Here is a 25,452-nt window from a genome sequence, read left to right on the forward strand (position 1 = left end):
AATCATTTCCTCGTTGCATCAATTCGAATAGGGGGAGCCGAAAGGACTGACCGGCAGGGCCATCGGCCCGGTCATGTTCTCGAAGGTGTAGCGCAGGTACACACCGCCGCTGAGCTGTCGGTAATCGCTGGCGTTGTCCACGCCCAGCGTGCCACCGAGGAAGAAGCGCGAACCGAACTTGTATTCGCCCGCCGCATTGAGGCTGTATCCGACGCCGGTCTTGCTCTCGCTGCCATAACCGGTCAGCCCGGCAGCGGTGGCCCGTGGTTGCAGATCGCTGTTGCCGGGGAAGACCTCGGCGCTGTCCTGGCCGATATGCTGGACGCCCACCGAACCCTTGACCCGGTAGGTGAAGTTCTCGGTGCGTTGCGACCAGCTGATCGGTACGCCCAGGGCGAAGAAGGTCTGCGGGCTGAAGTAGCCGCCATGGCCCACGGTGAAGAAGTCCTGGTTGTTGGCATAGGTCAGCGCCGAACCACTCAGGCCCAAGGTGAGGATGCTGTCGGGGGCATTGCGCAGGTACCAGTAGATACCGCTGCCCAGTTCGAAGCGGTTGTTCGACTCGACGTTGTTACCCAGCAGTACATGTCCCGAACCATAGCCGTAGGCGCCGAATTTCTGGTCGTCGTAGCTCAGTTCGCCGCGCACGCCGTTGGCCGTGACGCCGCCCCACTTGTCGCCGGTGCGCGGATCGCGAGAACCGGCAAAGGAGGTCACGCTGTCGGTGACCGCCCGCCGCGAAACACTCACGCCGTAGCGGTAATCGGAATTGCTGTCGAACGGCCGATTAAGGCTGACACCACCAATCGGCGTGCTGTAGATAAAGCCCATGGGACTGACACCGAGATCCGCCTTGAGGCCTTGCTCCTTGTCCCGATAGGCCACGGCCACGCCGACACCGCTGGCGGTCTGCGAACCGACCGGATCGAGGCCGCTGGCACCGAAGCGCGCCTGGGCGGAATTGCCCGGGCTGCCTGAAGACAGCGACACCGGAGTGATCTGCAACGCCATACTGGCGCTGTTATCGCCCACCGGCACGCTGACTTCGAAGGGGGCCTCGACATCCGTCAGCTTGCTCAGGCCCTTTTCGCCGTTGTTGCTGCGCACGGTCAGGCCCTGGACGGCATAGCCGGTACGGTCTTCAACGATCTCGTTCAAGGCCTGTTGCGCCGGGCTCAGCGTCGGGCGCGAAGTACTTTCGCGGGCGTAGGGATCACCGAATGGATTAACCGAATTTGCCGCGATACCGGTCCCGCGTCCGACCGCCGTCGGCACCGTGTCACCGTCACGGGCGCCCAAACCTGAACCCAGGCCCACGACAGAGGCATTGATCGGCGGCGGAACCAGGTTCGACGACGCCAGGGCCGTCGCCTCCCGGCGTTGACCGGGCAAACCGACAAAGGGGTTGGCCGACTGCGTCGCGGCTTGCGGAGCCGCTGCCACATAGATCTCCTGGCGCTGGCTGTCTTCGATTTCGATGGCCTTGCGCAGCAGCTTGCCGGCCTCACCGGTCTTGCCCATGCCGCGATAGATCCGCGCCGACGCGGTCAGGGTCTGGGGTACTCCGGGCTCCAGCTCAAGGGCCTTTTTCACCGACTGTTCGGCCAGGTCGAAGTCCCGTCCTTGCAGGGCGACATCGGCCAGGCCCAGCTGCAATTTGGCATTGCCCGGGTCGGCCTTGATCAGCGGTGCATAGAGTTCCCGGGCCTTTTGCGTATTGCCGCTGGCTGCATACATCCGTGCCAGAGACGACACCGCCTGGCTGTCATTGGGACGCTGCTTGAGGGCTGGCGAAAGCATGTCGAAAGCCGCCACCAGGTCGTTCTTTTCCCGCAACTCATCGGCCTGCTTGATCCGGTAGAGGAACAACAGGTCTTCATAACGCTTGCTGGCGGTCTCGCTCATCGGCTTGCCCTGCAAGTCCCGCAGGATCTCGCTGGCCTGGACGTCCTGATCGGCCTTGAGCAGCACACCGGCATAGAGCAATTGCAGGTCCGGGGTCGATGGCGAGTGATCGAGCACTTGGCGCATCAGGTTGACCGCCTGCTGTGGATTGCCGGCTTCGGCATAGGCCGATGCCAGCACCGCGACACGCTCGGGTTTCTGCCCGGCCAGGGGCTCACAGCGCGACAGCAGTGCCCAGGACTCCTGGCTCTGACCACGGCGGGCCACGTCCACCGCCAATTCGGTCTGGATATGCAGGCGGATGTCCAACTCCATATCGTTCATGTCGCTGCTGCGCTTGGCCGCTGGAATCCGCGACAAGGTGCGCTGGGCCTTGGTCCACTCACCCAGCTCGGCCGAGAGCAAGGTGCTGGTGTAGAGCGCGTCGGGCTGATCGGGTTGCTGCTTGAGCAGTTCGTCGATCAGGTCCCGGGCGACCTGGGTCTGGCCGTCGCGCAGATAGACGCGGGCCAGGGCAAAGCGGGTCCAGGGATTTTTCGGGTCGTCGGCCAGGGCTTCCTTGTAGGCCTTTTGCGCCGCCGCCAGATCACCGCGACGTTCAGCCAACTTGGCCACCTGGATCGCGCGCAGGGAGCGGATTTTCACCGTAGGCGCCAGGCGTGCCTGGTCCGCCGCCGACAGCCCGTCGATCAGGCGCAACGCCTCATCGGACTTGCCCGCCCGCGACAGCACGTTGATCAATCCGGCGAGGGCTTCCGGGTAGTTCGCCGTGCGCGCCAGCACCTGCCGATAGCCGGCTTCGGCGGCATCCAGCTGCCCCGCCTGGGACTGCCAGTTGGCCAGGGCCGTGGGACCGGCCGGCTCGGCGGGGTTCTTGGCGATCGCCTGGTCGATCAGTGCCCGGGCCTGGCTCTGTCGGCCAGCGCGCTGGGCATCGCCGGCCTGGTCCAGCAGGATCCAGTAGCGTACGTCCTCGAGGGCCGCGTTCCACTGCGCGCCACCCGGCAGGCGGGTGGCTTGTATCAGGTAGCTTTCGGCCTCGCCCAGACGCTTCTGTTGCTGGCGCACGATACCCATGCCGCCAAGGGCATCGTAATCGTTGGGGCGCTCCTTGAGACGGGCCTGCAAGGCCTGCTCGGCACCCGCGATATCGCCGGCATCGATGGCCTTGAGACCACGGGCCACCTGCGGGTCGCGCTGCCAGCCGGAACCACCACGGCCCTGGGCGATGCCCTTGTCCATCAGCGCACGGATCTCGGCATCGTCCGGGTGTGCCTGCAGATACTGCTGGAACAACGACACCTGGTCGCGTGAGGGCGGCCCCAGCCACTGCAAGGCGAAACGCCAGGTTTCATCGGCATTGCCGCCGATATCCGGGTTGTGCGACAGCCGCGCCAGGGCACGGATGCCTTCCGGGCGGCTGTCGGAGTTACGCGCCAGGTGCAAGGCCAGGAACAAGTCGAGGATCGCATCGTCGGGACGTTCCCGGCGCAACCGCTCCAGCCCCACGCGGGCCTCGGGCCAGCCACCGGTGGAGAAGCCCAGGGTGTTGTAGTACTCACGGGCGATCAAGCCTTGCGGCTGATGGCCATCGAGCAACTGCCGGTACACCGCCACCGCCTTGTCGCGCTCATCGGCGTCGCTCAGTTCGCGGGCCTTTTCCAGCAGTTGCTGCTTGTCGCCCGGGCTCAGCGCAATATCCTGCTCCAACTGCAAGGCCAGGCGTGGCAACGGCTTGATCGCCTGCAACCGCGCCAGGTACTGGCGGGCACCGTCCAGGCGTTTCTGTTGCAGGTCGATCAGGCCCAGGCCATAGAGCGCGTCAGGCTGCTCGGGGGACAGGTTCAACAACTTGCTCCAGGCCTCCGCGGCCCGATCGGGATGCTCCTTGGCCTGCCAGTAGTAACCCTGCTGGATCAGCAGCGACTGCGGGTTGCCGGTCTCGGCGGCCAGGCCGGGCATGGCCGCCAGCGCGGCGCACACCGCCAGGGCTAGGGTTTGCTGGCGCATGGAGCCTCCCAGGACACTTTCAAGGTACCGTCCTTGTTGAACTGATAACGTTTTTCACTCCAACCCAGTGAGAACAGGCTCAGCATCACGTGGTAATACTGGTGCTGGCTGTAGGCCGGATCGGCCGGATTGCTGTAGTGCGCGATGGCTTCGTCGACGATGCGCTGCTGCTGGTCGGCCAGCAACGGCAGGCCCTTGGCCCGCAGATACGGCACCAGGGACGCGGAGAAACCGTAAGGGCCGATGCCCTCGGTAACGCCGGTGACCACCTGGACCTTTTCCGGTGGCACGCCGGTGGAGGCGACGAACTGGGCCATGCCGTCGAGGTTGTCGAGGATCGGCTTGGCCAGCGGGTCGGCAGGCGAGGTCAGGCCGGCCCACAGGTAGGTGCGGATGGCGTCGTAGCTGCCCTGGGCCGAGGTGAATTTATCGACCACGAACATGCCCTTGTTGACGTCCGTGCCGCGATAACCGACCCAGTCGGGCACAAAGCCGAAACGGTTCATGTTCTTGTCGGCAATCATCTTCGCGGTGCTTTCGGCGATGTCCTTCCAGGCCCCGGACGGGCTCTCCTGGCTGAAGCGTCGCAGCAACGGGATCGGTGTATAGCTGGCGTTGAAGCGCCAGAGCTGGTCCGGATGCTCATAGCCGACCGGGCCCGGCAAGAGCATCTTGCCCAGGCCCGGAATGTTGCGCACCAGGGTCTTGTCCAGGTTGTTCAGAATCCGCTGGGCGTCCGTACGGTACTCGGGCTTGTGCCACAGACGGTCGGCCTCCAGCAGCGAGTACGCGATCCAGAGATCGGCATCGCTGGCGGAGTTGGTGTCGATCACACCCCAGGTGCCAGTGGGCGTTGGGCCCCACAGCCAGCCGGGCAGGTTCTGCGCGATATTGGCCCCGGCCATATTGTCGCGGGTCCAATGCCAGAGCTCCTCGAAGGTCAGTGGATCGTTGCCGACCAGGGCGAAGAACATCCCATAGGCCTGGCCTTCGGAACTGCTCTGGTTGGGGTCCATGCTCGAGCCGAGCATGCGCCCGTCCTTCTGCACGAAACGCTCGGCGTAGTCTTTCCACAGCGGCCAGTTCTGCAACGAGCAGGACTCGGCCCGCGCGACCAGCGGCACCAGCAGCGCCAGGGACAGCAAGGTTCGACGCCAGATCATGACAAACGCTTCTTCGCACGGGCACGCAGGGCGAGATACAGCAGGCTGGCCACCAGCAACAGGCCCAGCACGGTCACCAGCAGCATCCACTGCATGTTCTGCGACAGCAGCCATTGCACGCGCTTGAACAGGTTCAGCTCACCGACGTAATACTGCTCGTCGGCCACCAGCGAAGTGATCTCCTTGCCCTGCACCACCGCCAGGCTGCCCTGGAGGCTGTCCTTGTAGGCGTCGCCACCGATCATCGCGGCCGTGGCCTCGGCCAAGCCTTCAGGCTTGCCGCTGGCAATCACCACCACGCTGCGACCGGGCTTGAGCGGCGACTCGAAACCGGCCAGGTAGGTACTGCTCTGGGGACCGCTGTAGCTCACGGTCAAGGTCGGTTTGCGCTGGTTGGCCGCAGGGTCCGGGCTGATCCACTGGCGCACGCGCAAGGTCAGGTCGGACAGCGAGAAGCGATGGTTGTCGCCCGAGACACCGGCCGGCAAACGATCGATCCACTGCTTGAGCAAAGGCTGGTTGTCGCCCGAAGCCAGCACCAGCAGGTCCTTGTCACTGACCGACTGTACCTGCGCGGCATCCACCACCTGCACGGCCGTGGCCGGGTAGCCGGTGGAGTCGCCGAAGCGACCGAGCACGGTCAGGTAGGCGCCCCACTCCGCCGGCCCGCTGCCGTCGGGCAGCACCACGGCGCTCTGCGAAAGATCGGCCAAACGGGTGAACGGGAAGCCGCTGTCATTGAACACGCCCAGGTTCGGCAAGGCGATGTAGTGGTTGTAGCCCGTCAGGTCGAGGGTCGAATCCGGGTCGATCAGCCCACGCATGTTGTCGATGATGATGTCGCGGCATTCGCCCTGCTTGATGTAGTCGAACATGAAGCGCAACTGCAATTGCGACTGCGCGCCGGCGGAACCCAGGGGGATGCGGACGACGGATTCGCGGGGCAGGCTTTCATCTTTCTGCAGCAGTGTCAGCAGGCTTTCAGCACCGCCCAGGCTCTTCATCGAAGGCAGGGGCATCGACTTCATGAAGGTGTTGTTCAGGCTCACCAGCAAGGAGGAGTTGCTCGATTCCTGCTGCGGGGTGTAGCGGTATTTCAAGTCCAGCCGGACGCCCTCTTCACGCCAGTTGAACATGTCCGGCGGCAAGCGCAGCGGTATGCCGATGGGCCCCGGGTTGTAGCCGGACACGCTGAACAGCTTCGGATCGAGCAGCTCGCCGAGCTTGACCGGACGATCGGACGGCAGCCAGTTGGGCGCATCATAGGGTTTGCGCGGGCTCAGCGAATCAAGATGCTCGATCAGCACGCTGTTGCCCTCCAGCGCCTTGCTGCCCAGGGCCACGGCCGAGGCCGCGAGCTTGAGTTCGGCGCCGTCGCGACCGGCGACGATCAGGAGCTTGGCATGGGGGTCGCCGGGATGGGTCACGAGGGTGACCGTCGGGCCCTTCGGCGCGGGAATCGCCAGCCCACCCAGTTGCACGGCGTCCTTGCTCTCGACCAGGACAATGGCGTTGCCCTTGTCCGGCAGTTGCCCGACGTTGCTGGTGAAACTGGCACCGCGATAAGCCGCCAGGGCACCCAGCCACGACGACAGCGCACCGGCGCCTTCGAGGGCGGCGTGATCCGGCGCCTTGGCAAACACGAACGGCAGGTTCAAGGGCTGCGAGTCGCGACGATCGAAAAACGGCAGCGGCAGGATCGACAGGTCGTCCTTGAGCGGGATCGGCGACACGTTGAGCTCAAGCTCTGAACTGTTGTTGATCTTGGCCCACAGGCTGCTGTGCTGCGGGTCTTCGCACTGCATGGTGTAGTGCCCGATAAATTGCAGGCGCAAGCGGTTGAACTCGGTGATCAGGTGCGCCGGGATATTCACCACCTGCTCTTGCGGCTTGCCGGCACCATCCTTGGGCAGGGCCAGGCTGGCGGCCACTTCATCGTTGACCAGCACGTTGATCTGCGACAGGTCGGCCAGCAACGCTGGCGAGTAGCTGTAGCGCAGCAGCAGTTGCGCACTGTTGACCACCTCGTCGGCGCGGACGTTGAAGCTGACGCTGTCGGCCGCTTCCACGCCCTGCAGGTTCATGGTGTCCAGGCGTCCCAGTTGCTTGAGGGTCAGGCTGTGGCTGTAACTCCCGACCGGCGGCTGTGGCGCGACATTCGTCGGCACCACCGGCGGCGTCGCGACGGTCTCGGCCCAGGCGTTATGGACCAGCCCCCCCAGGCACAGTGCGGACGAAGCCAGGAGCATCAGCGGACGACGAGTGCAACGCAGGGCGCTACGGGTCAACGGTGTAGGGGTCATGACTTATCCATAAGAGGTACGAGCGGGTTCAAAGGGGCGTTTTTTCTGGCCGGTACGGCTGGGCGAACAGGCGTCGGCTGATCGGCCGGGCGTCGGCGCGTCGGCAGCAACAGCGCCTTGACCAGCGTGCCGAGGCCGATCAGGCCAATGGCACTGACCTCGCGCAGGGCCGACAGCGGTGTATCGAGTTTGCCGTTGCCCCAACTGGTGGCCCAGGTGTCGGCACGGGAGAAGGTCATGCGCACCAGTTCGCTTTGCTGGCGCAGGGTCAACGGATCGAACAGCGCGCCGAGGTACTGGCCCTTGCTGAACACCACCGTGGTGTCGAACTCACAGGTCGCGGCGTTGCGAAACAGTGTCACTCGCACCCGCTCACCGGCCGTGACCGTAGTGCCCGCCGGCAACTTGATGCCGAGCCCGCGCTGAGAGAAGTCCTGGGTGATGCCATACACCGGGGTGCCGTCGGGCAGTTCAACCTTGACCGGCAACTCGGCGCTGACCCGCGGCTCGGCGCGGATCTGCCGCGACTCACTGGCCACCGCCACCGCGGCGCTGGTGATGATCAGGTTGTAGAGGGTCCAGAGGGCGTTGATCAGCACCGTGATCGCGGTGGCGGGATCGCCCCAGATCCATTGGTGGACGGCAAAACCCAGCCCGGTGAGGTTCAGCACCAGCAGGACGATATAGGGCCGGGCCAGCTTCCAGTCGAAGAACTGCTGGTCGATGATCCCGCCCTTGTCGGTGACGTTGAAACCGCCAAAGCCGGGTTTTATCAGCGCCATCAGTACTGGCGGCATGATGTACCAGGCCAGCACCGTCTCGTAGACCTCGTTCCAGAACGAATGGCGGAAGCGCCCCTGGATACAGGAGTTGGTCAGGTTCGAGTGGAACAGGTGCGGCAGCACATAGGCGGTGATCATCAGCGCCGAGGCGTGGAAGATCTGCGCACCGAAGATCAGGTACGCCAGGGGCGCGGTGAGGAACACCAGGCGCGGCAAGCCGTAGAAGAAGTGCAGCATGGCATTGGCGTAGCAGACCCGCTGGCCGAGCTTGAGGCCCTTGCCCATCAACGGGTTGTCCAGGCGGAAGATCTGCGCCATGCCCCGGGCCCAACGGATGCGCTGGCTGATATGTCGCGACAGGCTTTCGGTGGCCAGGCCCGCGGCCTGGGGAATCGCCAGGTAGGCGGTGTTGTAACCGGCGCGGTTGAGCTTGAGGGCGGTGTGGGCATCCTCGGTAACGGTCTCGATCGCCACGCCGCCGATTTCTTCCAATGGCTGGCGCCGCAGGATGGCGCAGGAGCCGCAGAAAAAGGTGGCGTTCCACAGGTCGTTGCCATCCTGCACCAGGCCGTAGAACAACTCGCCTTCGTTGGGTACGGCGCGGAAGGTCTTGAGGTTCTTCTCGAACGGGTCCGGGGAGAAGAAAAAGTGCGGCGTCTGCAACATCGCAAGCTGTGGGTCCTTGAGGAACCAGCCCATGCCGATCTGCAGGAAGGAACGGGTCGGCACATGGTCGGCGTCGAACATGGCGATGTACTCGCCGTCGGTGACCTTGAGAGCGGCATTGAGGTTGCCGGCCTTGGCGTGGGCATTGTCATCACGGGTGATGTAGTTGACGCCGATGCTCTGGCAGAACCGTCGGAACTCGTCGCGACGACCATCGTCGAGCACATGCACCCGCAGTTTTTCCTTGGGCCAATCCATCGCCTGGGCGGCGAAGATGCTCAGTTTCACGATGCTCAGGGCTTCGTTGTAGGTGGGGATGAACACATCCACCGTCGGCCATTCGCTGGGGTCGCCGGTGAGCAGTACCGGGCGGCGACGCAGGGGCCAGGCGGTCTGCACATAACCGAAGACCAGCACCACCAGGGCATAGATTTCCGCCAGCACCAGGCCATAGCCAAAGGCGATGTCCAGCCAGCCTTCGAAACCGAGGGTCTCGGTCAGGCGCCAGTACATGTAGCGCAACGAGGCGACCAGCGAGAGCACGATCAGCAGCAGGATCGGCCAGCGCCCCGGCATGCGCTTGACCAGCAAGGCCAGGCCGAAGCACAGCGCGGCAAACAGGCATTGGCTGTACAGGTCCAGCGGTGCGCTGACGATGCTGATCAGCAACAGCCCGCCAATCAGCGAAATGCCCGCGATCAGCGCCTTGCGCAGCGCCCCCGGCCATTGGTTGAAACGCTCCAGCCAGGCGTTGAGACGCAGTTCAGAGCGCCCCGGGAGATGGGGCGTGAGGTTGGGATCGCGGGTCATGACAAAGAGGACTCTTGCGTACCGTACATGAGCAGTTCGCACAGCGAACCTGAGAGGTCGAGGACATCCTGGCAGCCTCGGGTGCTTGGGGTATGCGCCAGCGGATTACGGTCGTACGCCAAGGCTTCGCTGATGAAATGATCCTGGCGGATCACCCCCAACAGCTGCTGTCCTGTTCTTTTTTTCAGCACTTCGCAGAGGTCGAGGCTGAACTGGCGGGACGTGTCCAACTGGTTGATCACAACTTTGTATTGCGCGGGATTTTCCCGTTGCAGGTAGGGAGCGAGCAGCCGGTCCAATTGATTGAGGCTGGTGTAGGCGGCCGCATCGGCCAGGGTCACCCCAAGCACCACATCAGCGATCTCCAGCGCCTGGGCCAGGTAGACCGTTGCCCCGGGCGGGGTGTCGATCAACAGCGTGTCCTGCTCATCCAGGTCAAGCTGCGCCAGGTGACGGGCCAGCCACAAACGATCGTTTTCCAGGCGCTGTTCCAGGCTCCGACGCTGCGGCTCGCCGACCACGCCATAGGCCAGGCAACGGCTACCGGAAAAGCCCTTGCGGATCAGCGGCTGCCAATCTTCGTCGGCACTCTCGGACTGGGCAATGCCTGGCCAGTCTTCGTTGCCGCCCAAGTGCAGGCACAAGGCGTTTTGCGGGTCCAGATCGAGCGCGAGCGTGCGCCCGCCCGAACGCTTGATCCCACAGGCCAGGACGGCGGCCAGGGTGCTCTTGCCCACCCCACCCTTGGCCGACACCAGGACAATGACCTTGGCCTTGAGCTTTGGCGCACCCTGTCCAACAGGCTGCGCAGTAGACACGCCGCCGCGCTGTTGTTCGATTTCCACTAGCAGCCGGCTCAGCGGCGTGGAGCCGACGAGCACCATGGAGGACGACGGGAAAACATCCAAGGGTTCAGTGGGCTGAGGGTCGAGGCTGGCAGTCAGCGACTCCGGCATCGGGACTTCGGATACGACAGGCGCCGTGTCTTCGATGTAGTCGTAGCTGGGCTCGATCTCCCGGTAGCTCTCGACACTCCCCCCGAATCGATTGAACAGATTCGCAATGTCATCTGAACGGTGCATGTAAGTGTCCCTTCGTACAATTAGGTTCAACTCAAAAATGTAAGGGGACAAGCACTCGACTAGCTCTACATTCCATTGCCCGTTATTCCCGGATTGCTCCCTCCCCACGCAGTATCAATTTGATAGCGCCATTATTTTGTTGTCCAATAGATTTTCATCAAATAAAAACCGACCATCGCCAATAAATTGGCGAGCAAAGCCAACCACCTCATTTCACTGGTAAATTTCCTTCTTCCGAGACCGCTGACCGGTTGAGCCGTGACATTGGCGCGTGGGTCCAATAGATTAGGCGTCCTGAAATGCCCCGGCCTTTCGAGCCTCACCCCAGTTAAATGACACTGAAATAGCGAAATTTCGATGCCTGATTCCCATACCGATGAAGCCGTAACCTCCTTGTCCGCCAAGGGCGAATACGAAAACGCCATCCATCTTTCCCAGCATGTGCCCCAGGCCAAGAACATCAGCGAGATGGTTCTCGACGCCTTCCACACCTCGAAAGAGAGCGACCAGATTCGCGAACTGCGCTTGGCGATCCGCCAGGCCCACGACCGTTTCGACGACGACAAAGCCTACGAACTCATGGGCCAGCTCAAGCAACTCAAGGACGCCGAGGCGGCCGACATCGCGGCCCTGGAAGACCTGAGCACGAAATTCCCGATCAGCCGGATTCTCTCCAGCTACAAGGACGACGCGGCGTTCCAGGAACTGGTCTATGGCTTGGCGCTCAAGGTGCTGAACCAGACTCACCAGGCCCTGAGCAACCCCAGCGCCGGCAAGGGCAAGGCCGCACGCGTCAAGAAAGAGGCGCCGGTCTTTGTCATCAGCAAGGACGACACCAGCGTCAACTTCCCGCTGCGCACACCGCGCAGCAAGGCCAATGCCGACCGCGAAGCATTCGAATTCCTCGGCTTTGCCTTTGCCGGCCACGGCGACCTGGCCGAGTTGCTGAGCGAAACCTTTGTCGACAACGAAGGCAACGAACAGCCGGCCACCCGTCAGAACATCGTCACGGCGATTCAGCAGCAGACGGCGTTTGCCGGGTATAGCGTCGTACAGCAATGACGATCCGCCGCTGAGTGGGAGCGGCGGCGAATGAAAAGAGGCAGGTGCGTTTCGAGGTCAGTCGCGGTGAGGGCTGGCCTGGGGATGGGCCTGCCTTTTTTGATTCGATACGGAAAACCTGGACAGGCCGATACGGCCCGGAATTGAAGATCTGGCAGGCAAAAAAAAACCGCTTAGGTAGCGGTTTCTTTTTTGCGGGCTCCGGTTAGGCCAGAACTCGCGCAGCCTCATAGGATGCACTGGTGTGTAGAACCATTATACCGTAGCGAGTAACACGTGCAAACCACACTCTTTGCCACTTCTGTAACAACCAGAGTACAGGCCGCAGCGACAATCGGAAAAACCCTGTTTGAATAAACATCCTGAAACTACTTCTATCGGAAACATGGCCTTTTGAGCACATTTCCGTCCTCAGTAGAGTGGGTATCATGCACGGGCTATCACGTCAGTCAACATGAGGCTTGGCCAGGCACAGGCGCTGACTTAGGCCCCCCTGACACGGAGTAGGACCCGTGCCGGACTCGCTCAGGGGGCCATCAGCCCGGCCACCTCATAGTTTGCACTGGTGTGTGAACCCTAAGGTGTACATGTTCCGGTAAGTACACTGGAGGTTTGGCCCACCTGGGAGGGCCAGAGTATGTCCAAGCTATTTCGACGTACGTGGAGCCTTGCAGTCAATACCCTTCGTGCTTATCACGTTTGGAATTTTCTGCGAGATCACTTTGATGACCGTTAAGGTCTGAGCAGTGGCCCGCTTCGACTTCGGTCGAAGCGGGTTTTAGAAATGTGTTAACGCTTGAAAAGCATTGAGTTCCACACAGTTTTTTGCAGTTCAAGCCATGTTCTATACTTTGTAAAGCGCAAAGGACAGAACTTTATCGCCCCACATACTTCTATATTTCCCACAACAAACGGTACAGTATTACCGTGCCATAGACCGTTGCGTCCCCGCTTTTGGCCTGAGACACCGAAATCAATGCCAAAGGAGTGAGCAGCGATGGTCGAACCATCCAAAAGCGGACCCTGGAACAGCCAACTCGGCGATATCAACGAAGACGTCGTGCACGCGATCCTTGAACTGGTCAGCGATGGCGTCTGGGACTGGAATGCCAATACCGGCCTGGTCTACCGCAGCCCCGGCTGGTACGAAATGCTCGGCTACTCCCCCAATAGCCTGCCGAACAGCGTCTTCACCTGGGAAAACGTGATTCATCCCGACGACTACCCACAGGTGATGGCGCATTTCGACGACCATCTGAATGAACGCACCCTGGGTTATCACGCCGAGTACCGCTGCCGCACCCGCAGCGGCGACTATATCCTGGTCGAAGACCGCGGCTATGTGATCGCCCGCAACCCCGACGGTTCGGTCGCCCGGATGATCGGCGCCCACCGTAGTCTCGAAGACCAACGGCGCCTGCTCGAACAACTGGAGGCCCGCACCCACTCCTTCGAGGCCATCGTCGCCGAGCGGACTGCCGAGCTGTCACGGGTCAATCGCCAGTTGCAGGCCCAGCTCGAGGAAAACCGCCGCCTGGCCGAGAGCGATTCGCTGACCGGGGTCGCCAATCGCTATTGCCTGGAGAAGATCCTGTCCCGGGAGTGCCAGCGCGCCGGGCGCTTTCGCCAGGCGCTGTCGCTGATTGCGATGGATATCGATGACTTCAAGCTCATCAATGACCGCCACGGGCATCAAGGCGGAGACAGGGTGCTGGTCGAGGTCGCGCAAACACTCCAGGGCTGCCTGCGCGACACTGATCTGCTGGCGCGCTGGGGCGGTGACGAATTCATGCTGGTCCTGCCGGACAGCCCCCTCTCCACCGCCATGAACCTGGCACAGCGAATGCGCGAGCGCCTGCTGCAACGCAACCCCTTGGGCCTGAACTCACTGACAATCAGTTTTGGGGTGGTGGAACGTCACGCCGACGAGCCCATGGACGAACTGATGGGCCGGGCCGACCAGGCTCTGTATCGCGCCAAGGGTGCCGGCAAGAATGTGATTTCCAATTGAGACCGCACTGGCCTTGGCCGACGCCAGGCATCGCCGGTTTTTCCCGCGACACACAAAAAACCCCACCGAAGCGGGGTTTTCTTTTGACCATTCCAACGTCCTGTCGGCTGCCGTCCTGGCGATGGTCGATCTTCCCTGATCCTGTGCACATCCTTGCGCAGCAGTGATGGATCCAGAATAGGGCAGCCGCTCAAACGCTCATAGAGGCGATTGCGGGCGCGGCGTGTAAGCCTTTCGCTATTGCCGTGTTTTTTTCCCACTGCAATACGCCACACAGCCCTTTCACTATCATCTCGACTTCCTGCTTGTCGATCACCAGCGGCGGCAACAGGCGAATGGTCTTGCCCCGTGTCACGTTGATCAACAAGCCCTGGTCCCGGGCCGCGATCAGCGCCAGGTCACGTACCGGCTGGTGCAGTTCGACACCGATCATCAGGCCTTGCCCACGTATCGCCAGGACCTGCGGACAACCGCTCAGTTCGGCCCGTAGCCGTGCCAGCAAATGCTCCCCTTGCTGCCGGGCATTCTCCACCAAGCCCTGCTCCTCGATGATATCGAGCACGGTGCAGCCGGCCCGACAGGCCAGCGGGTTACCGCCAAAGGTGCTGCCGTGGCTGCCAGGAGTAAACAGCTCGGCGGCCTTGCCCCGCGCCAGGCAAGCGCCGATGGGAATGCCATTGCCCAAGCCCTTGGCCAGGGTCATCACGTCCGGGACAACGCCTTCGTGCTGGAAGGCGAACCACTGGCCGGTGCGGCCGATGCCGGTCTGGATCTCGTCGAGCATCAGCAACCAGGAGCGCCGCTTGCACAGGTCGCGGACGGCCTTCAGGTAGCCTGGCGGCGGCAGTTGCACACCGCTTTCGCCCTGGATCGGCTCCATCAGCACCGCGCAGATCCGCTGGCCGTGGCTGCGGGCAATGCTGTGCAACAGCGCCAGGTCGCCGTATGGCACCTTGATGAAGTCCCCCGGCAGGTCATGGAAGCCCAGGCGCACCGCCGGACCGTCGCTGGCGGACAAGGTGCCCAGGGTACGGCCGTGGAAGGCATTCTCCATGACCACCACCAGGGGTTTCTCGATCCCTTTGTGCCAGGCATGCAGTCGCGCCAGCTTCAGCGCCGTTTCATTGGCCTCGGCGCCGGAGTTGTTGAAGAACACCCGGTCCATGCCCGACAGCCGCGTCAAACGCTCGGCCAGCCGTTGCTGCCAGTCAATGCTGTAGAGGTTGGAGGTGTGCAGCAGCAGGCCGGCTTGCTCGCAGATAGCGCTCACCAGCCGCGGGTGGGAATGCCCGATATTGGTCACCGCCACGCCGGCCACCGCATCCAGGTACTCACGGCCTTCGCGATCCCACAGGCGGGTGCCCAGCCCTTTGACGAACCCCAGGTCCAGTGGTTGATAGGTGGTCATCAGGCTAGCGGCGGTCATGGCATCGAGCTCCAGGCATGGGGTGGTGCTGGCAGTATCGTTAGCCACCTGAGCTGGATAAACTGCGTTGTGCTTCAATCATTTTAAAGCTGAGATTGATAATGGATCTTTTCCAGGCAATGCGGGTGTACGTGACCGTGGTGGAGAGCGGCAGCATGACCGCGGCCGCCCTGGAATGCGGTATTTCCACCACCATGGTCGGCAATCACCTGCGCTCACTGGAGCAACGGCTCGGGGTCAGCCTGCTTAACCGTACGACTCGTCGTCAGCGCCTGACCGAGTTCGGCTCGACCTACTATCAGCGCTGTCTTGAGGTGCTGGGGCTGGTGGCGGACTCCGAGCGCCTGGCCGAACAGGCCCAGGGCGAGCCCAGCGGTATCCTGCGGATCACCGCGCCGCTGACCTTCGGCTCCGAACGCCTGGCACCGGCCCTGAGTGAGTTCGTGCTGCGGTATCCCCGGATCAAGCTGGACGTAATGCTCAGCAACCAGCGCGAAGACCTGATCGACAGCGGCTTTGATGCGGCGATCCGCCTGGGTGCACCCGACCCCTCGGCGCTGATTGCCCGGCCCCTGGAAAACTATGCGCTGACCGTCTGTGCGTCGCCGTCGTACCTGAAACGGCGCGGGACACCGCTCATCCCCCAGGACCTGGAACATCACGACTGCCTGGCCTTCGCCTACCCGGCGGGCGACGACTGGCGGACGGTGGAAAAACAGTGGAGCCTGAGCGGCCCGGAGGGGGAAATCCTGGTACCGGTGAGCGGCCCGATGACCATCAACAGTTCTTCGGCGTTGTACCAGGCGGCGCTCTCCGGAATGGGTGTCGTGATGCTGCCGGATGCGTTGCTGCGCGATGATCTGCGCGAAGGCCGACTGGTGCCGCTGCTGGGGACATACAAGCTGCCCAGCCGGCCGATGAACCTGCTTTACGCGCAAGACCGCTACCGACTGCCCAAGCTGCGCAGCTTCGTGGAGTTCGCACTGGAGAAGTGGGGCAAGCCCTAGCGGCCGAGTACACATCCTGTGGGAGCGGAGCTTGCCCGCGAAGCTTTTGGCGGTCTCAAGGGCCCCTTCGCGGGCAAGCTCCGCTCCCACAGAATCCCTGATCGGCTTTCAAACCTCACTGTGCCTGTCTGGATGCTCGTGGTTTATTTGGCGATAGCCTTGGCCGCATCTTCAATGATCGCCGCGACCTTGTCCGGATGGGACACCATCACTACGTGGGACGCGCCCTTGATATCCACTGTCTCCCTGGAACCCGCGCGATCGGCCATGAACTTCAGGGCCGCTTCGGGAATGTTCTTGTCCGCCGAACCGTAGATGAACCAGGACGGCAGGGTTTTCCAGGCCGGATCGCCCGAGCCTTCCTTCAACGCGGCCTCGGCGACCGGGCGCTGGGTCGCGGCCATCAGCGCGGCATCCTTGGGGGCGACATCGGCGGCGAACTGCGCGGCGAATTTATCCTGCTGGATAAACAGGTCCACCGTGCCATCTTTCAACGGCACCGGCGGCGCCAGGGTCGGGCCCAGGGTGCTGCCCGGAAAACGGCCGGAGAGTTCGATCGCGGTCTCGCCTTTTTCCGGGGCGAAGGCGGCAACATAGACCAATGCCTTGACGTTGGAACGGCCATGGACCGCGTTGGAAATCACCGAGCCACCGTAGGAATGCCCAACCAGGATCACTGGACCTGGTGTATGTTCGACGATGTCAGCCACATAGTCCGAATCGCTTTTCACGCTGAGCAGCGGGTTGGCGACGGCGATCACCGGATACCCCTTGGCCTGCAGACGGGCAATCACCCCATTCCAGCTGGAAGACTCGGCAAAGGCGCCGTGCACCAGCACCACCGTGGCTTTCTGGCCCGGCTGCGCGGCAGCGGCGGCCGAACCCGCCCAGCCCATCGACAAGGCTCCAGCCGCGATGGCGACGGCGGCGAACAGTTTGGAGACGGCAGAAAAACGGAACATTTGCATTGGTATTCCCTCTCGCATGAAATGGCTGACCCACCGGAAGCGGCGGCGTCCAGGTCGCTGAACGTGGGGCCATGATGGGCAAAACAGCTTTACGAATGGCGCCTTCCTGTCGATGATATGCGCCAGATCGTCTAATTCCAGCGTTAACGAGAGGGAAAGAATGGATCGCCTGTCGACCTTGCTCACGCACTTCGGCATCGCCGCCGACACCTTCCACAGTGGCCTCCTGCGAGGCAATGCCGAGGTCGATGGCCTGGAACCCCGCGGGCACGTGCACCTGCTCAAAAGCGGTCGGGTCAACCTCGAGAGCGGCGGCAAGCTGCTGCGCATCGAAGAACCGAGCCTGATCCTGATCCCCCGTCCCCTGCCCCATCGCCTGGTTGCCAGCAAGGCCGACGCCGCCGAACTGGTCTGCGCGGCGCTGCGTTTCGATGGCGGTATCGACAATCCGCTGTCCGTGGCCTTGTCCGACACCATCGTGATGCCGCTCGCCGCGGTGCCCATGCTCGAGGGCAATCTCGAGTGGCTGTTCGCTGAGGCCTTCGCCGAACACTGTGGCCGCGAAGCAGTGATGAACCGCCTGTTCGAACTGATGGTGATCCAGTTCCTGCGGCACATGATGGCCTACCACAGCATGACCACCGGGATGATGTCGGGCCTGGCGGACCTGCGCCTGGCTCGGGCCATGACCATGATGCACAACCATCCCGAGCGACCCTGGACCGTGGCCGACCTGGCGCAGGAGTCGAATATGTCCCGGGCCAGTTTCGCCGCGCATTTTCACAAAGTGGTCGGCCAGACTCCGGCAGACTATGTGCTCAGCTGGCGTGTCAGCCTGGCCCAGAAGCGTTTACGCGAGGGCCGGCCGATTGCCCTGATTGCCGATGAGGTCGGTTATGAAAGCCCATCGGCCCTGGCCCGGGCCTTTCGCCGCAAAATCGGTGAAAGTCCGCGGGAGTGGTTGGCGCGACAGTCAGCCTGAATCAGAACAGGCACAAGCTCGGCTATTGTTGAGCCGGGCACCCCAGGGCACTTTCGCCTGGCCAATCGATCAGACCCAAGAACACCGTCGCCTGCCTGCTGCCTCGTGCATCGGCAACAGCGCCCATGGACCGATACAAGGATCAGTACACCGTTATGTTCGAACACATCGACTTCAACTACCTGCTCGCCACCTACGGCTATTGGGCCATCTTCATCGGCTGCCTGCTGGAAGGGGAAACCATCCTGATCCTCGGCGGGGTGGCGGCGCACCAGCAGGTCCTGCACCTGCCGCTGGTGATCTTCTGGGCCAGCCTCGGCGGGATGCTCGGCGACCAGGCGCTGTTCTGGACCGGACGTTATTTCGGCGCCCGCCTGCTACCCCGCCTGCATCGCCAGCAGGCCGCCATAGAACGGGTGACGGGACTCATTCAACGCCACCCGCTGACCTCGATCTTTGCCGTGCGCTTCCTCTATGGCATGCGCCTGGTGGGTCCGCTGGTAATCGGTGCCAGCCGGCTATCGCCGCTGCGCTTCAGCCTGATGAACCTGCTCGGAGCCGTGGTCTGGGCCATGCTCTTTGCCACGGCCGGTTATTGGGCAGGCGGCTTCCTCGAAAGCCTGCTGGGCAATCTCAAACCCTATCGCCTGCGCATCGTGATCGGCGTAGTGGTCATCGTTGCCGGGATCGCCCTGATCCGCCATCTGCGGGCCAAGGCGCGGGAGCGTCAGAAAGCCTGAGCCAGGCTCAGACCCGGAAGCGCCCGACCAGTCCCTGCAACGAAGTTGCCAGCCGCGACAACTCATGGCTGGCGGCGCTGGTCTGGTCGGCCCCGGTCGCCGAGCGGATCGACAGGTCGCGGATGTTCACCAGGTTACGGTCGACTTCCCGGGCCACCTGGGCCTGCTCTTCCGCCGCGCTGGCGATCACCAGGTTGCGCTCGTGGATTTCATGCACCGAGGCGGTGATGGTCACCAGCGCTTCGCCGGCCCGTTCGGCCAGGGCCAGGGTGCTGGCGGCACGGGCGGTGCTGGTGTGCATCGACTCCAGGGCCAGGGTCGAGCCGCTGCGCATGCCGGACACCATCTGTTCGATCTCCTGGGTCGACTGCTGGGTGCGATGGGCCAAGGCACGCACCTCATCGGCCACCACCGCAAAGCCGCGCCCGCTCTCACCGGCACGGGCCGCCTCGATGGCGGCATTCAGTGCCAGCAGATTGGTCTGCTCGGCAATGGCGCGAATCACTTCCAGCACTTTGCCAATGCCCTGGGACTGATCGGCAAGCGAACGCACCAGTTCCCCGGTGCGCTCGACGTCCCCGGACAGCGCGCTGATGGCGCCGAGAGTTTCACTCACCCGCTCCTGGCCGAGCCGCGCCGATTCGCTGGATTTGCGGGTGGCATCGGAGGTGGACACGGCATTGCGCGCCACCTCTTCCACCGCCGTGGTCATTTCGTTGACCGCCGTGGCCGCCTGTTCGATTTCATGGTTCTGCTGTTGCAGGCCCTCGGTGCTGCCCCGGGTAACCGTATTCAGTTCGTCCGCCGCGGTGGTCAGCGAGGTCGCCGAACCGCTGATGCCTTGCAAAGTGTCACGCAAGGTTTGCTGCATGGTGGCCAGGGCTTCGAGCAGGTGACTGACTTCATCGTCACCGTGGCTTTCGATACGCTGGGTCAGGTCGCCCCGCGCCACATTCTGCGCCGCGCTCAGGGCCTGTCCCAGGGGTTTGACGATACTGCGCGTGAGCAACGTCGCCAGGCCCACGGTGGCCAGGGCCGCCAGGACGATAAACAGGATCACGATCATCCGCGAGCTGCTGTAGTGCTCCTCGGACTTCTGGCTCTCGGCCGCCACCTGTTTGGTAAAGAGGTCGGCCAGGTCGGTCAGTTGCTTGCCGGAACCGTCCACCACGGTCTTCATGTCCACCAGCAGCAGCTTGATCAGTTCGTCGCGCCGGCCCTGCTCGGCCAGGGTGAAGGATTGGGCGATACCGGCACGGTACGCGGCGAAGGTTGTCTTGAACTGGTCATACAACACCCGGGCCTCGGGGCTGGTGACCAGTTTGTCGTAGGCGACGATCCGCTCGCTCAATTCCTTGTCGCGCACGTCCATCTGGCCGCGGTACACCGCGATGTTCTTCGGGTCCTGGTCGAGGGCCATGCGCAGGGAGATGGTGCGGATGCGCAACATGATCTCGCGGATCTCGTCACCGCCACGAATACTCGGCAGCCATTGGGTTTCAACCGCTACCTCGCCTTCGCGGATGTTCGACATCTGGCCCAGGGCGAACACCCCCAGCAAGGCCACCAGCACCGCGATCAAGGCAAAACCCAGCGCCGCGCGAGGCGCGATATTCAGTTGACGAAGAAACATGACGACCGCCTTTTTTGTTATGGCTTCGGGTCAGCGACCCCTGCCCTTAGCTTCAGAGTTGGCAGGCTATCGGCACGTCGTACGACAACTTGAAATAATTGCCGAACCCTTTCACTCGTACACTGGCTTGTCTCAGGGAGCTTTCTGTCCGGGGCCGGGTACGATATTGACCTTGTAGATAATGCGCGTGTGGTAGCCCGCCTGCAGGATTTTCGTGGCGCGCTGATTGATGGTGTCGGCCTTGGCCTCATCGGCCGAGACGCTGTGCAGTTGCGTGCGCTGGGTGCGGGCTTGCCAGCTGGATACGCCCTGGTCCGGCGCGCAGGGCTGCGCGGCGAAACTGACCTTACCGTCCTGGCTGACACACTTGTAGGCATCGGCGCTGAAGGCCGAACAGGAGGCGCCAAGGAGGAGAACGAAGACCAGGCATCTGCCCATGGGTGTGCATCCCTGTAGGTGTTGGCTGTCCACAGATAAAAGAAAACCCGCCGAAGCGGGTTTTCTTCAAAGCATTCCGACATCCCGTCGGCGGCCTCCATGGCCTGGTTCGATCATCCTTGATCCTGCACACATCCTTGCGTAGCAGCGATGGGTGTAGATTAACCCCGGCCATGAACGGTCAACAGAGGAGATCAGTGCCACGGCATGTAAGCCTTTCGCCATACATGGATCCAATCTTCACCGCCACGAGCAGCATCGCTCATGGCGCCAGGACAGGCATGCTTGCGCGGTCATGGCTGGCATCAGTCGTTTCATCGAGCAGCACATCGGCCTCCACAACCCCCAGTTGCAGGAGGATTGCCTCCCACTTCGAATGATCCTCGGCGGCAAACCCGTGGAGGGCCTTGGGCAGGATCCGCGCAAAGAACAAGTGTTTCTCGGTATCCAGCCCCAGGTACATTACCTTCGCCACTTCAGCGAGCATCTGGCTTCGTGTTCCGGGCGACGCGGCCCCATGGCGACTGCGCGGCTGCGCCCCTGGCTCATCGACGAGCAGCTCCAGGTGAGTATTGACGCGGATGTGGGCCACGAGCGCAAAGGTGATCGTGGCCAGATCGCGTTGCCAGCCATGGTGGAGCTCGGCGCAGAGCCCCTGCAGGCGCAGATAGGTCGCGGACAGCGGCAGCTCCAGGTCTTTCCAATCCTCGCTGGCCAGACAACGGCAGACAGCATTCAGCGCTGCGTCGACGTTTTCGACCGCGAGGGAAGGCGCCCAGGCGTTACCCGCCACGAGGTCATCCCCGGGCTGGACCTTCTCCACCAGAAAGATCAGCGAGGCCTGATACAGCGTCCGGCACAGCTCGCGCAGTTTCTGGATATCGCCTGCACGCTTGCCCGCGCAGCCGGCCACCATCACACAGGGTTGCGCGTTCATATCAGACTCCCGGCGGGTTCAGTCATGCAGCGGTACCTCGAATGTTCGATTGGGCAGTTTCAACACGTAGGGAGAACCTCTTCAATCAGCACGGCATGCAGGGGAACAATGGCCTCTTGATACTAGCGAGCGGATGTCTTCTTGATCAGGGCAAGTTCGACTAGAATCCTCCGGACTTTATTGCTCGAGCGACCAGTAAAATGCAGGTTCAGAGAGCCGTGATCGCCGCCATCGAGTTCCTTCCAGGCGAGCCACTGGTACAACAGATCGTCGACCGCGTCTCGGCTGCCATCAACCAGGGCTCCCTGCAGCACGGGGCCAAGTTGCCGCCGATTCGCGAACTCTCGGATCTCATGGGGGTCGGCAAGTCGACGGTGGTCGAATCACTGGACCGGCTGCGGGCCAAGGGCCTGATCACTTCGCGCCAGGGCTCGGGGCACTACGTCTCACGGCTCAGCGCGGCGGTGCAGGCCGGAGTCGGCCGTGAGCTGCTGCCGCAGGACACCCTGAGCGTGGTGCGCCGGGGCCTGCTGCTGGACAACGGAGCCCTGCGCCCCGGCTGCGGTTTCCTGCCCTCCTCCTGGTTGCCTCGCGAGGAATTGCTCAAGGCCGCTCGCGGCACCCTGCGGGCCACCACCCTGCGCATGGGTGAAGTCGGCGTGCCCGCCGGTTACCCGCCGCTACGCCAGGCCCTGCGGGTGAAGCTGTCGACCCTGGATATCGACGTCCCGGTGGAACAGATCATCACCACGGCCAACACCCTCCAGGCCATCGACATGCTTATGCGCCTGTTGATCAAGCCCGGCGACACGGTGCTGCTGGACGACCCATGCTACTTCAACCTGCGGGCGAACCTGGTGCTGCACGGCGCGCGGATCGTCAGCATTCCCCGCGGCCGTGACGGGCTGGACTTCAACCAGCTCGAACAGCTGCTCGACAGTCATCGCCCGATGCTCTACCTGACCAACAGTACGCTGCACAATCCTACCGGTCATTCCTTTTCCCCAGCCCAGGTCTATCGGTTGCTGGAGCTCAGCCATCGCTACGGCTTCCATATCATCGAAGACGACCTGTATGGCGATATCCAGCAGAAACAGACCCCTCGCCTCGCGGCGGCCGGCGGCCTGGACAACATCAACTATATCTCGGGGTTCACCAAGATACTCAGTGCCAACTGCCGGCTCAGCTACCTGGCGCTGCGGCCGGAGCTGGCCGCGCGGATGATCGACCTGAAGATGTCGAGCGGCTGCGTGACCTCGGAGCTGGTGGAACAGATCATCTACCGAATGCTCAGCGACGGCAGCTACACCCGGCACGCCCGACGCCTGATCGATCGCTTGTATGCGGCCAACAACCGCGTAGCCCGCTGGCTGGGCGAAGCCGGCTGTTCGGTGGCGTCATGCCCGGGAGAAGGGCTGTTCATCTGGGCCCGCCTGCCGGCCGGAATCGAGGCCGAGACCCTGGCCCGCAAAGGCCTGGAAAACGACATCGTGCTGGCCCCCGGGACCTTGCTCAGCGCCGGCCCCGAAGCCTCGAGCTTTCTGCGCTTCAACGTCGCCCACAGCGACGACGAACGGGTCCGCGAGCGCTTCCTGCGTTTGCTCCAGGCCTGAGCAAAAAAAGCCCCGCACTTCTTGCGAAGGCGGGGCTTTTTCAATAGCCGGTGGACTCAGCGGGCGTAAGTCAGCAGCAACTCACTGGGCACCTTGAAATCCAGCGACATCATCACGCTCAGGGCAGTGATGGTGAAGATCGAGAACACAAACAGCTTGCGTGCCCAGACCGTGTCATCCACCGCCTTGTAGCCGGTCCAGGCCATGTACAACCAGTACATGCCCATGGCCGCGGCCACGGCGAGGTAGCTCATGCCGGCATAACCGCTGAACGTCAGCATCAACGTCGCGCCGAGGAAGGCCAGGATATAGAGCAGGATGTGCTTCTTGGCCACCAGGATCCCGCGCTTCACCGGCAACACCGGAATCGATGCGGCCAGGTAATCGTTGAAGCGGAAGATCGCGATCGCGTAGGAATGCGGCATCTGCCACAAACTGAACATCACCAGCAGCGTCAGGGCCGCCATGTCGAAGCTGTTGCTCACCGCCACGTAGCCGATCACCGGAGGCATCGCCCCCGACAGACTGCCGATCAGCGTGCCGTGAACCGACTTGCGCTTGAAGTACAGGCTGTAGAAGCCGACGTAGATGACAAAGCCGATCACCGCGAACAGCGCCGCCAACGGGTTGGCGACGCGGTACAGCAGGGCCACGCCGGCGACCCCGAGGACGGTGGCGTAGATCAGGGCCAGTTTCAGGGAGATAAGCCCCTGGACCAGCACCCGGTTCTTGGTGCGCTCCATCTTCAGGTCGATGTCACGGTCGATGCAGTTGTTGAACACGCAACCGGACGCCACCACCAGCGAAGTACCGATCATGGCCGCCAGGAAGATGGCCAGATCGACATGCCCTTTCGAGGCCAGGAAGAAACCACCCGCCACAGAAAGCACGTTACCGAAAATGATCCCCGGTTTGGTGATTTGGATAAAGTGCTTGAGCGACATCGGGTTTACCTCACTTCGCCATCATGACGGTGTGGATGCTGAACATGATCCACAGCGACAGACCCACCAGCAGGACGATCACCAGTGCCGCGAAGATAAACGCCACCACATTGTTACGCTGTGCCGCGGAACGGTCCAGGTGCAGGAAGTACACCAGGTGCACCAGCACCTGGATCACTGCGAAGACCAGAACGATCCACAGGGTCGCCGCTTTCGGCAGCGACGGGTACATCACCAGGCCGAACGGGATGATAGTCAGGATGATCGACAGGACAAAGCCGACCATGTAGGACTTCACGCTGCCGTGGTTGGCATCACTGGAATGCTGTGCATTAGCCATTTACAGAGTCCCCATCAGGTAAACAACGGTGAATACGCAGATCCACACGACGTCCAGGAAGTGCCAGAACAAGCTCAGGCAGCTCAGGCGGGTGATGTTGCTTGGCGTCAGGCCGTTTTTCCAGACCTGGTACATCATCACGCCCATCCAGATCAGACCGCTGCTGACGTGGAGACCGTGAGTCCCGACCAGGGTGAAGAACCCGGACAGGAAGCCGCTGCGGTTAGGGCCGAAACCTTCTTCGATCAGCTTGTGGAATTCATTGATTTCCATGCCGATGAAGCCCAGGCCGAACAGGAAGGTGATTGCCAACCAGAACAGAACCTGACTTTTCTTGCCCTTGAACACCGCCAGCATGGCGAAGCCGTAGGTGATCGAACTGAGCAACAGGCAGGCGGTTTCACCCAGCACGTACGGCAGTTCGAAGATGTCGTGGCCCGACGGGCCACCGGCGACGTTGTTAACCAGCACCGCGTACGCTGCGAAGATCGACGCAAACAGGATGCAGTCGGTCATCAGGTAGAGCCAGAAACCGAAGACGGTCATCTCGCTCGTATCGTGGTGGTGGTCATCGTGCCCATGGTCATGACCATGGGCGTGTCCAGCATTGGTCACTAAGTTCGACATGGT

The 25,452-nt window shown here is 62.5% G+C and carries 19 protein-coding genes; 6 read left to right on the forward strand and 13 right to left on the reverse strand.

From position 1 onward, the window contains the following. Window positions 1-18: 18 nt before the first annotated feature. Genes M5B42_RS15585 through bcsQ form a run of 5 tightly spaced genes read right to left on the reverse strand, consistent with a single transcriptional unit; the run spans window position 19 to window position 10,721 of the window. Complete coding sequence (locus M5B42_RS15585; RefSeq protein ID WP_248746347.1) at window positions 19-3,915, reverse strand: cellulose synthase subunit BcsC-related outer membrane protein; 3,897 nt, start codon at window positions 3,913-3,915, stop codon at window positions 19-21. After that, window positions 3,897-5,078: a cellulose synthase complex periplasmic endoglucanase BcsZ gene (gene bcsZ, locus M5B42_RS15590; RefSeq protein ID WP_152741007.1), complete on the reverse strand. Its 1,182-nt coding sequence runs from the start codon at window positions 5,076-5,078 to the stop codon at window positions 3,897-3,899. The genes M5B42_RS15585 and bcsZ overlap by 19 nt, the downstream gene beginning before the upstream one ends. Next, window positions 5,075-7,381: a cellulose biosynthesis cyclic di-GMP-binding regulatory protein BcsB gene (gene bcsB, locus M5B42_RS15595; RefSeq protein WP_248746348.1), complete on the reverse strand. Its 2,307-nt coding sequence runs from the start codon at window positions 7,379-7,381 to the stop codon at window positions 5,075-5,077. The genes bcsZ and bcsB overlap by 4 nt, the downstream gene beginning before the upstream one ends. Beyond that, a complete protein-coding gene (gene bcsA, locus M5B42_RS15600; RefSeq protein WP_248746349.1) occupies window positions 7,378-9,639 on the reverse strand; it encodes a UDP-forming cellulose synthase catalytic subunit in 2,262 nt (753 codons plus the stop codon). The genes bcsB and bcsA overlap by 4 nt, the downstream gene beginning before the upstream one ends. Next, window positions 9,636-10,721 carry a cellulose biosynthesis protein BcsQ gene (gene bcsQ / locus M5B42_RS15605; protein ID WP_248746350.1) on the reverse strand — a complete coding sequence of 362 codons (1,086 nt, stop codon included), beginning with the start codon at window positions 10,719-10,721 and terminating at the stop codon, window positions 9,636-9,638. The genes bcsA and bcsQ overlap by 4 nt, the downstream gene beginning before the upstream one ends. A gap of 357 nt (window positions 10,722-11,078) precedes the next feature. Between bcsQ and M5B42_RS15610 the strand changes: the two genes are divergently transcribed. Next, window positions 11,079-11,783, forward strand: a complete 705-nt coding sequence (locus M5B42_RS15610; RefSeq protein WP_152741011.1) for a hypothetical protein — start codon at window positions 11,079-11,081, stop codon at window positions 11,781-11,783. A 997-nt stretch (window positions 11,784-12,780) separates the two neighbouring features. After that, window positions 12,781-13,794 (forward strand): sensor domain-containing diguanylate cyclase, encoded by a 1,014-nt coding sequence (locus M5B42_RS15615; RefSeq protein ID WP_103494568.1) that lies wholly within the window; start codon window positions 12,781-12,783, stop codon window positions 13,792-13,794. Window positions 13,795-13,984: 190 nt separating this feature from the next. On the opposite strand, the gene M5B42_RS15620 is transcribed toward M5B42_RS15615, so the two are convergent. After that, window positions 13,985-15,220, reverse strand: coding sequence for an acetylornithine transaminase (locus M5B42_RS15620; RefSeq protein WP_248746351.1), 1,236 nt, complete (start codon window positions 15,218-15,220; stop codon window positions 13,985-13,987). Between the two features lie 101 nt (window positions 15,221-15,321). Here M5B42_RS15620 and M5B42_RS15625 point away from each other — a divergent pair, with 101 nt between their 5' ends. After that, a complete protein-coding gene (locus tag M5B42_RS15625; protein ID WP_248746352.1) occupies window positions 15,322-16,227 on the forward strand; it encodes a LysR family transcriptional regulator in 906 nt (301 codons plus the stop codon). 143 nt (window positions 16,228-16,370) lie between these two features. Here M5B42_RS15625 and M5B42_RS15630 read toward each other — a convergent pair whose 3' ends face one another. After that, window positions 16,371-17,195: an alpha/beta hydrolase gene (locus tag M5B42_RS15630; protein WP_103494565.1), complete on the reverse strand. Its 825-nt coding sequence runs from the start codon at window positions 17,193-17,195 to the stop codon at window positions 16,371-16,373. A 160-nt stretch (window positions 17,196-17,355) separates the two neighbouring features. Between M5B42_RS15630 and M5B42_RS15635 the strand changes: the two genes are divergently transcribed. Further along, window positions 17,356-18,177: an AraC family transcriptional regulator gene (locus M5B42_RS15635; RefSeq protein WP_103494564.1), complete on the forward strand. Its 822-nt coding sequence runs from the start codon at window positions 17,356-17,358 to the stop codon at window positions 18,175-18,177. Between the two features lie 155 nt (window positions 18,178-18,332). Then, window positions 18,333-18,917 (forward strand): DedA family protein, encoded by a 585-nt coding sequence (locus M5B42_RS15640; protein ID WP_103494563.1) that lies wholly within the window; start codon window positions 18,333-18,335, stop codon window positions 18,915-18,917. Window positions 18,918-18,924: 7 nt separating this feature from the next. Here the strand turns inward: M5B42_RS15640 and M5B42_RS15645 are convergent, their stop codons facing one another. The 3 genes from M5B42_RS15645 to M5B42_RS15655 form a co-directional block, all read right to left on the reverse strand. Beyond that, entirely contained in the window at window positions 18,925-20,550 is a 1,626-nt protein-coding gene (locus M5B42_RS15645) for a methyl-accepting chemotaxis protein (RefSeq protein ID WP_248746353.1), read from the reverse strand. Window positions 20,551-20,682: 132 nt separating this feature from the next. Then, on the reverse strand, window positions 20,683-20,988 hold the full coding sequence (locus M5B42_RS15650) for a DUF4124 domain-containing protein (protein ID WP_248746354.1): 306 nt from the start codon (window positions 20,986-20,988) through the stop codon (window positions 20,683-20,685). Window positions 20,989-21,250: 262 nt separating this feature from the next. Beyond that, complete coding sequence (locus M5B42_RS15655; protein WP_248746355.1) at window positions 21,251-21,925, reverse strand: hypothetical protein; 675 nt, start codon at window positions 21,923-21,925, stop codon at window positions 21,251-21,253. Window positions 21,926-22,125: 200 nt separating this feature from the next. On the opposite strand from M5B42_RS15655, the gene M5B42_RS15660 reads away from it, so the two are divergent. Continuing rightward, entirely contained in the window at window positions 22,126-23,538 is a 1,413-nt protein-coding gene (locus tag M5B42_RS15660; RefSeq protein ID WP_248746356.1) for a PLP-dependent aminotransferase family protein, read from the forward strand. A gap of 56 nt (window positions 23,539-23,594) precedes the next feature. On the opposite strand, the gene cyoE is transcribed toward M5B42_RS15660, so the two are convergent. The 3 genes from cyoE to cyoC are packed head-to-tail and all read right to left on the reverse strand — an operon-like array spanning window position 23,595 to window position 25,449. After that, window positions 23,595-24,482, reverse strand: coding sequence for a heme o synthase (gene cyoE / locus M5B42_RS15665; RefSeq protein ID WP_248746357.1), 888 nt, complete (start codon window positions 24,480-24,482; stop codon window positions 23,595-23,597). A gap of 10 nt (window positions 24,483-24,492) precedes the next feature. Then, window positions 24,493-24,822 (reverse strand): cytochrome o ubiquinol oxidase subunit IV, encoded by a 330-nt coding sequence (cyoD, locus tag M5B42_RS15670; RefSeq protein WP_100941333.1) that lies wholly within the window; start codon window positions 24,820-24,822, stop codon window positions 24,493-24,495. After that, entirely contained in the window at window positions 24,823-25,449 is a 627-nt protein-coding gene (cyoC, locus tag M5B42_RS15675) for a cytochrome o ubiquinol oxidase subunit III (protein ID WP_100941332.1), read from the reverse strand. Between the last annotated feature and the right edge of the window lie 3 nt (window positions 25,450-25,452).

It is taken from the genome of Pseudomonas sp. MWU12-2037 (assembly GCF_023242345.1).
GTDB lineage: Bacteria > Pseudomonadota > Gammaproteobacteria > Pseudomonadales > Pseudomonadaceae > Aquipseudomonas > Aquipseudomonas gingeri_D.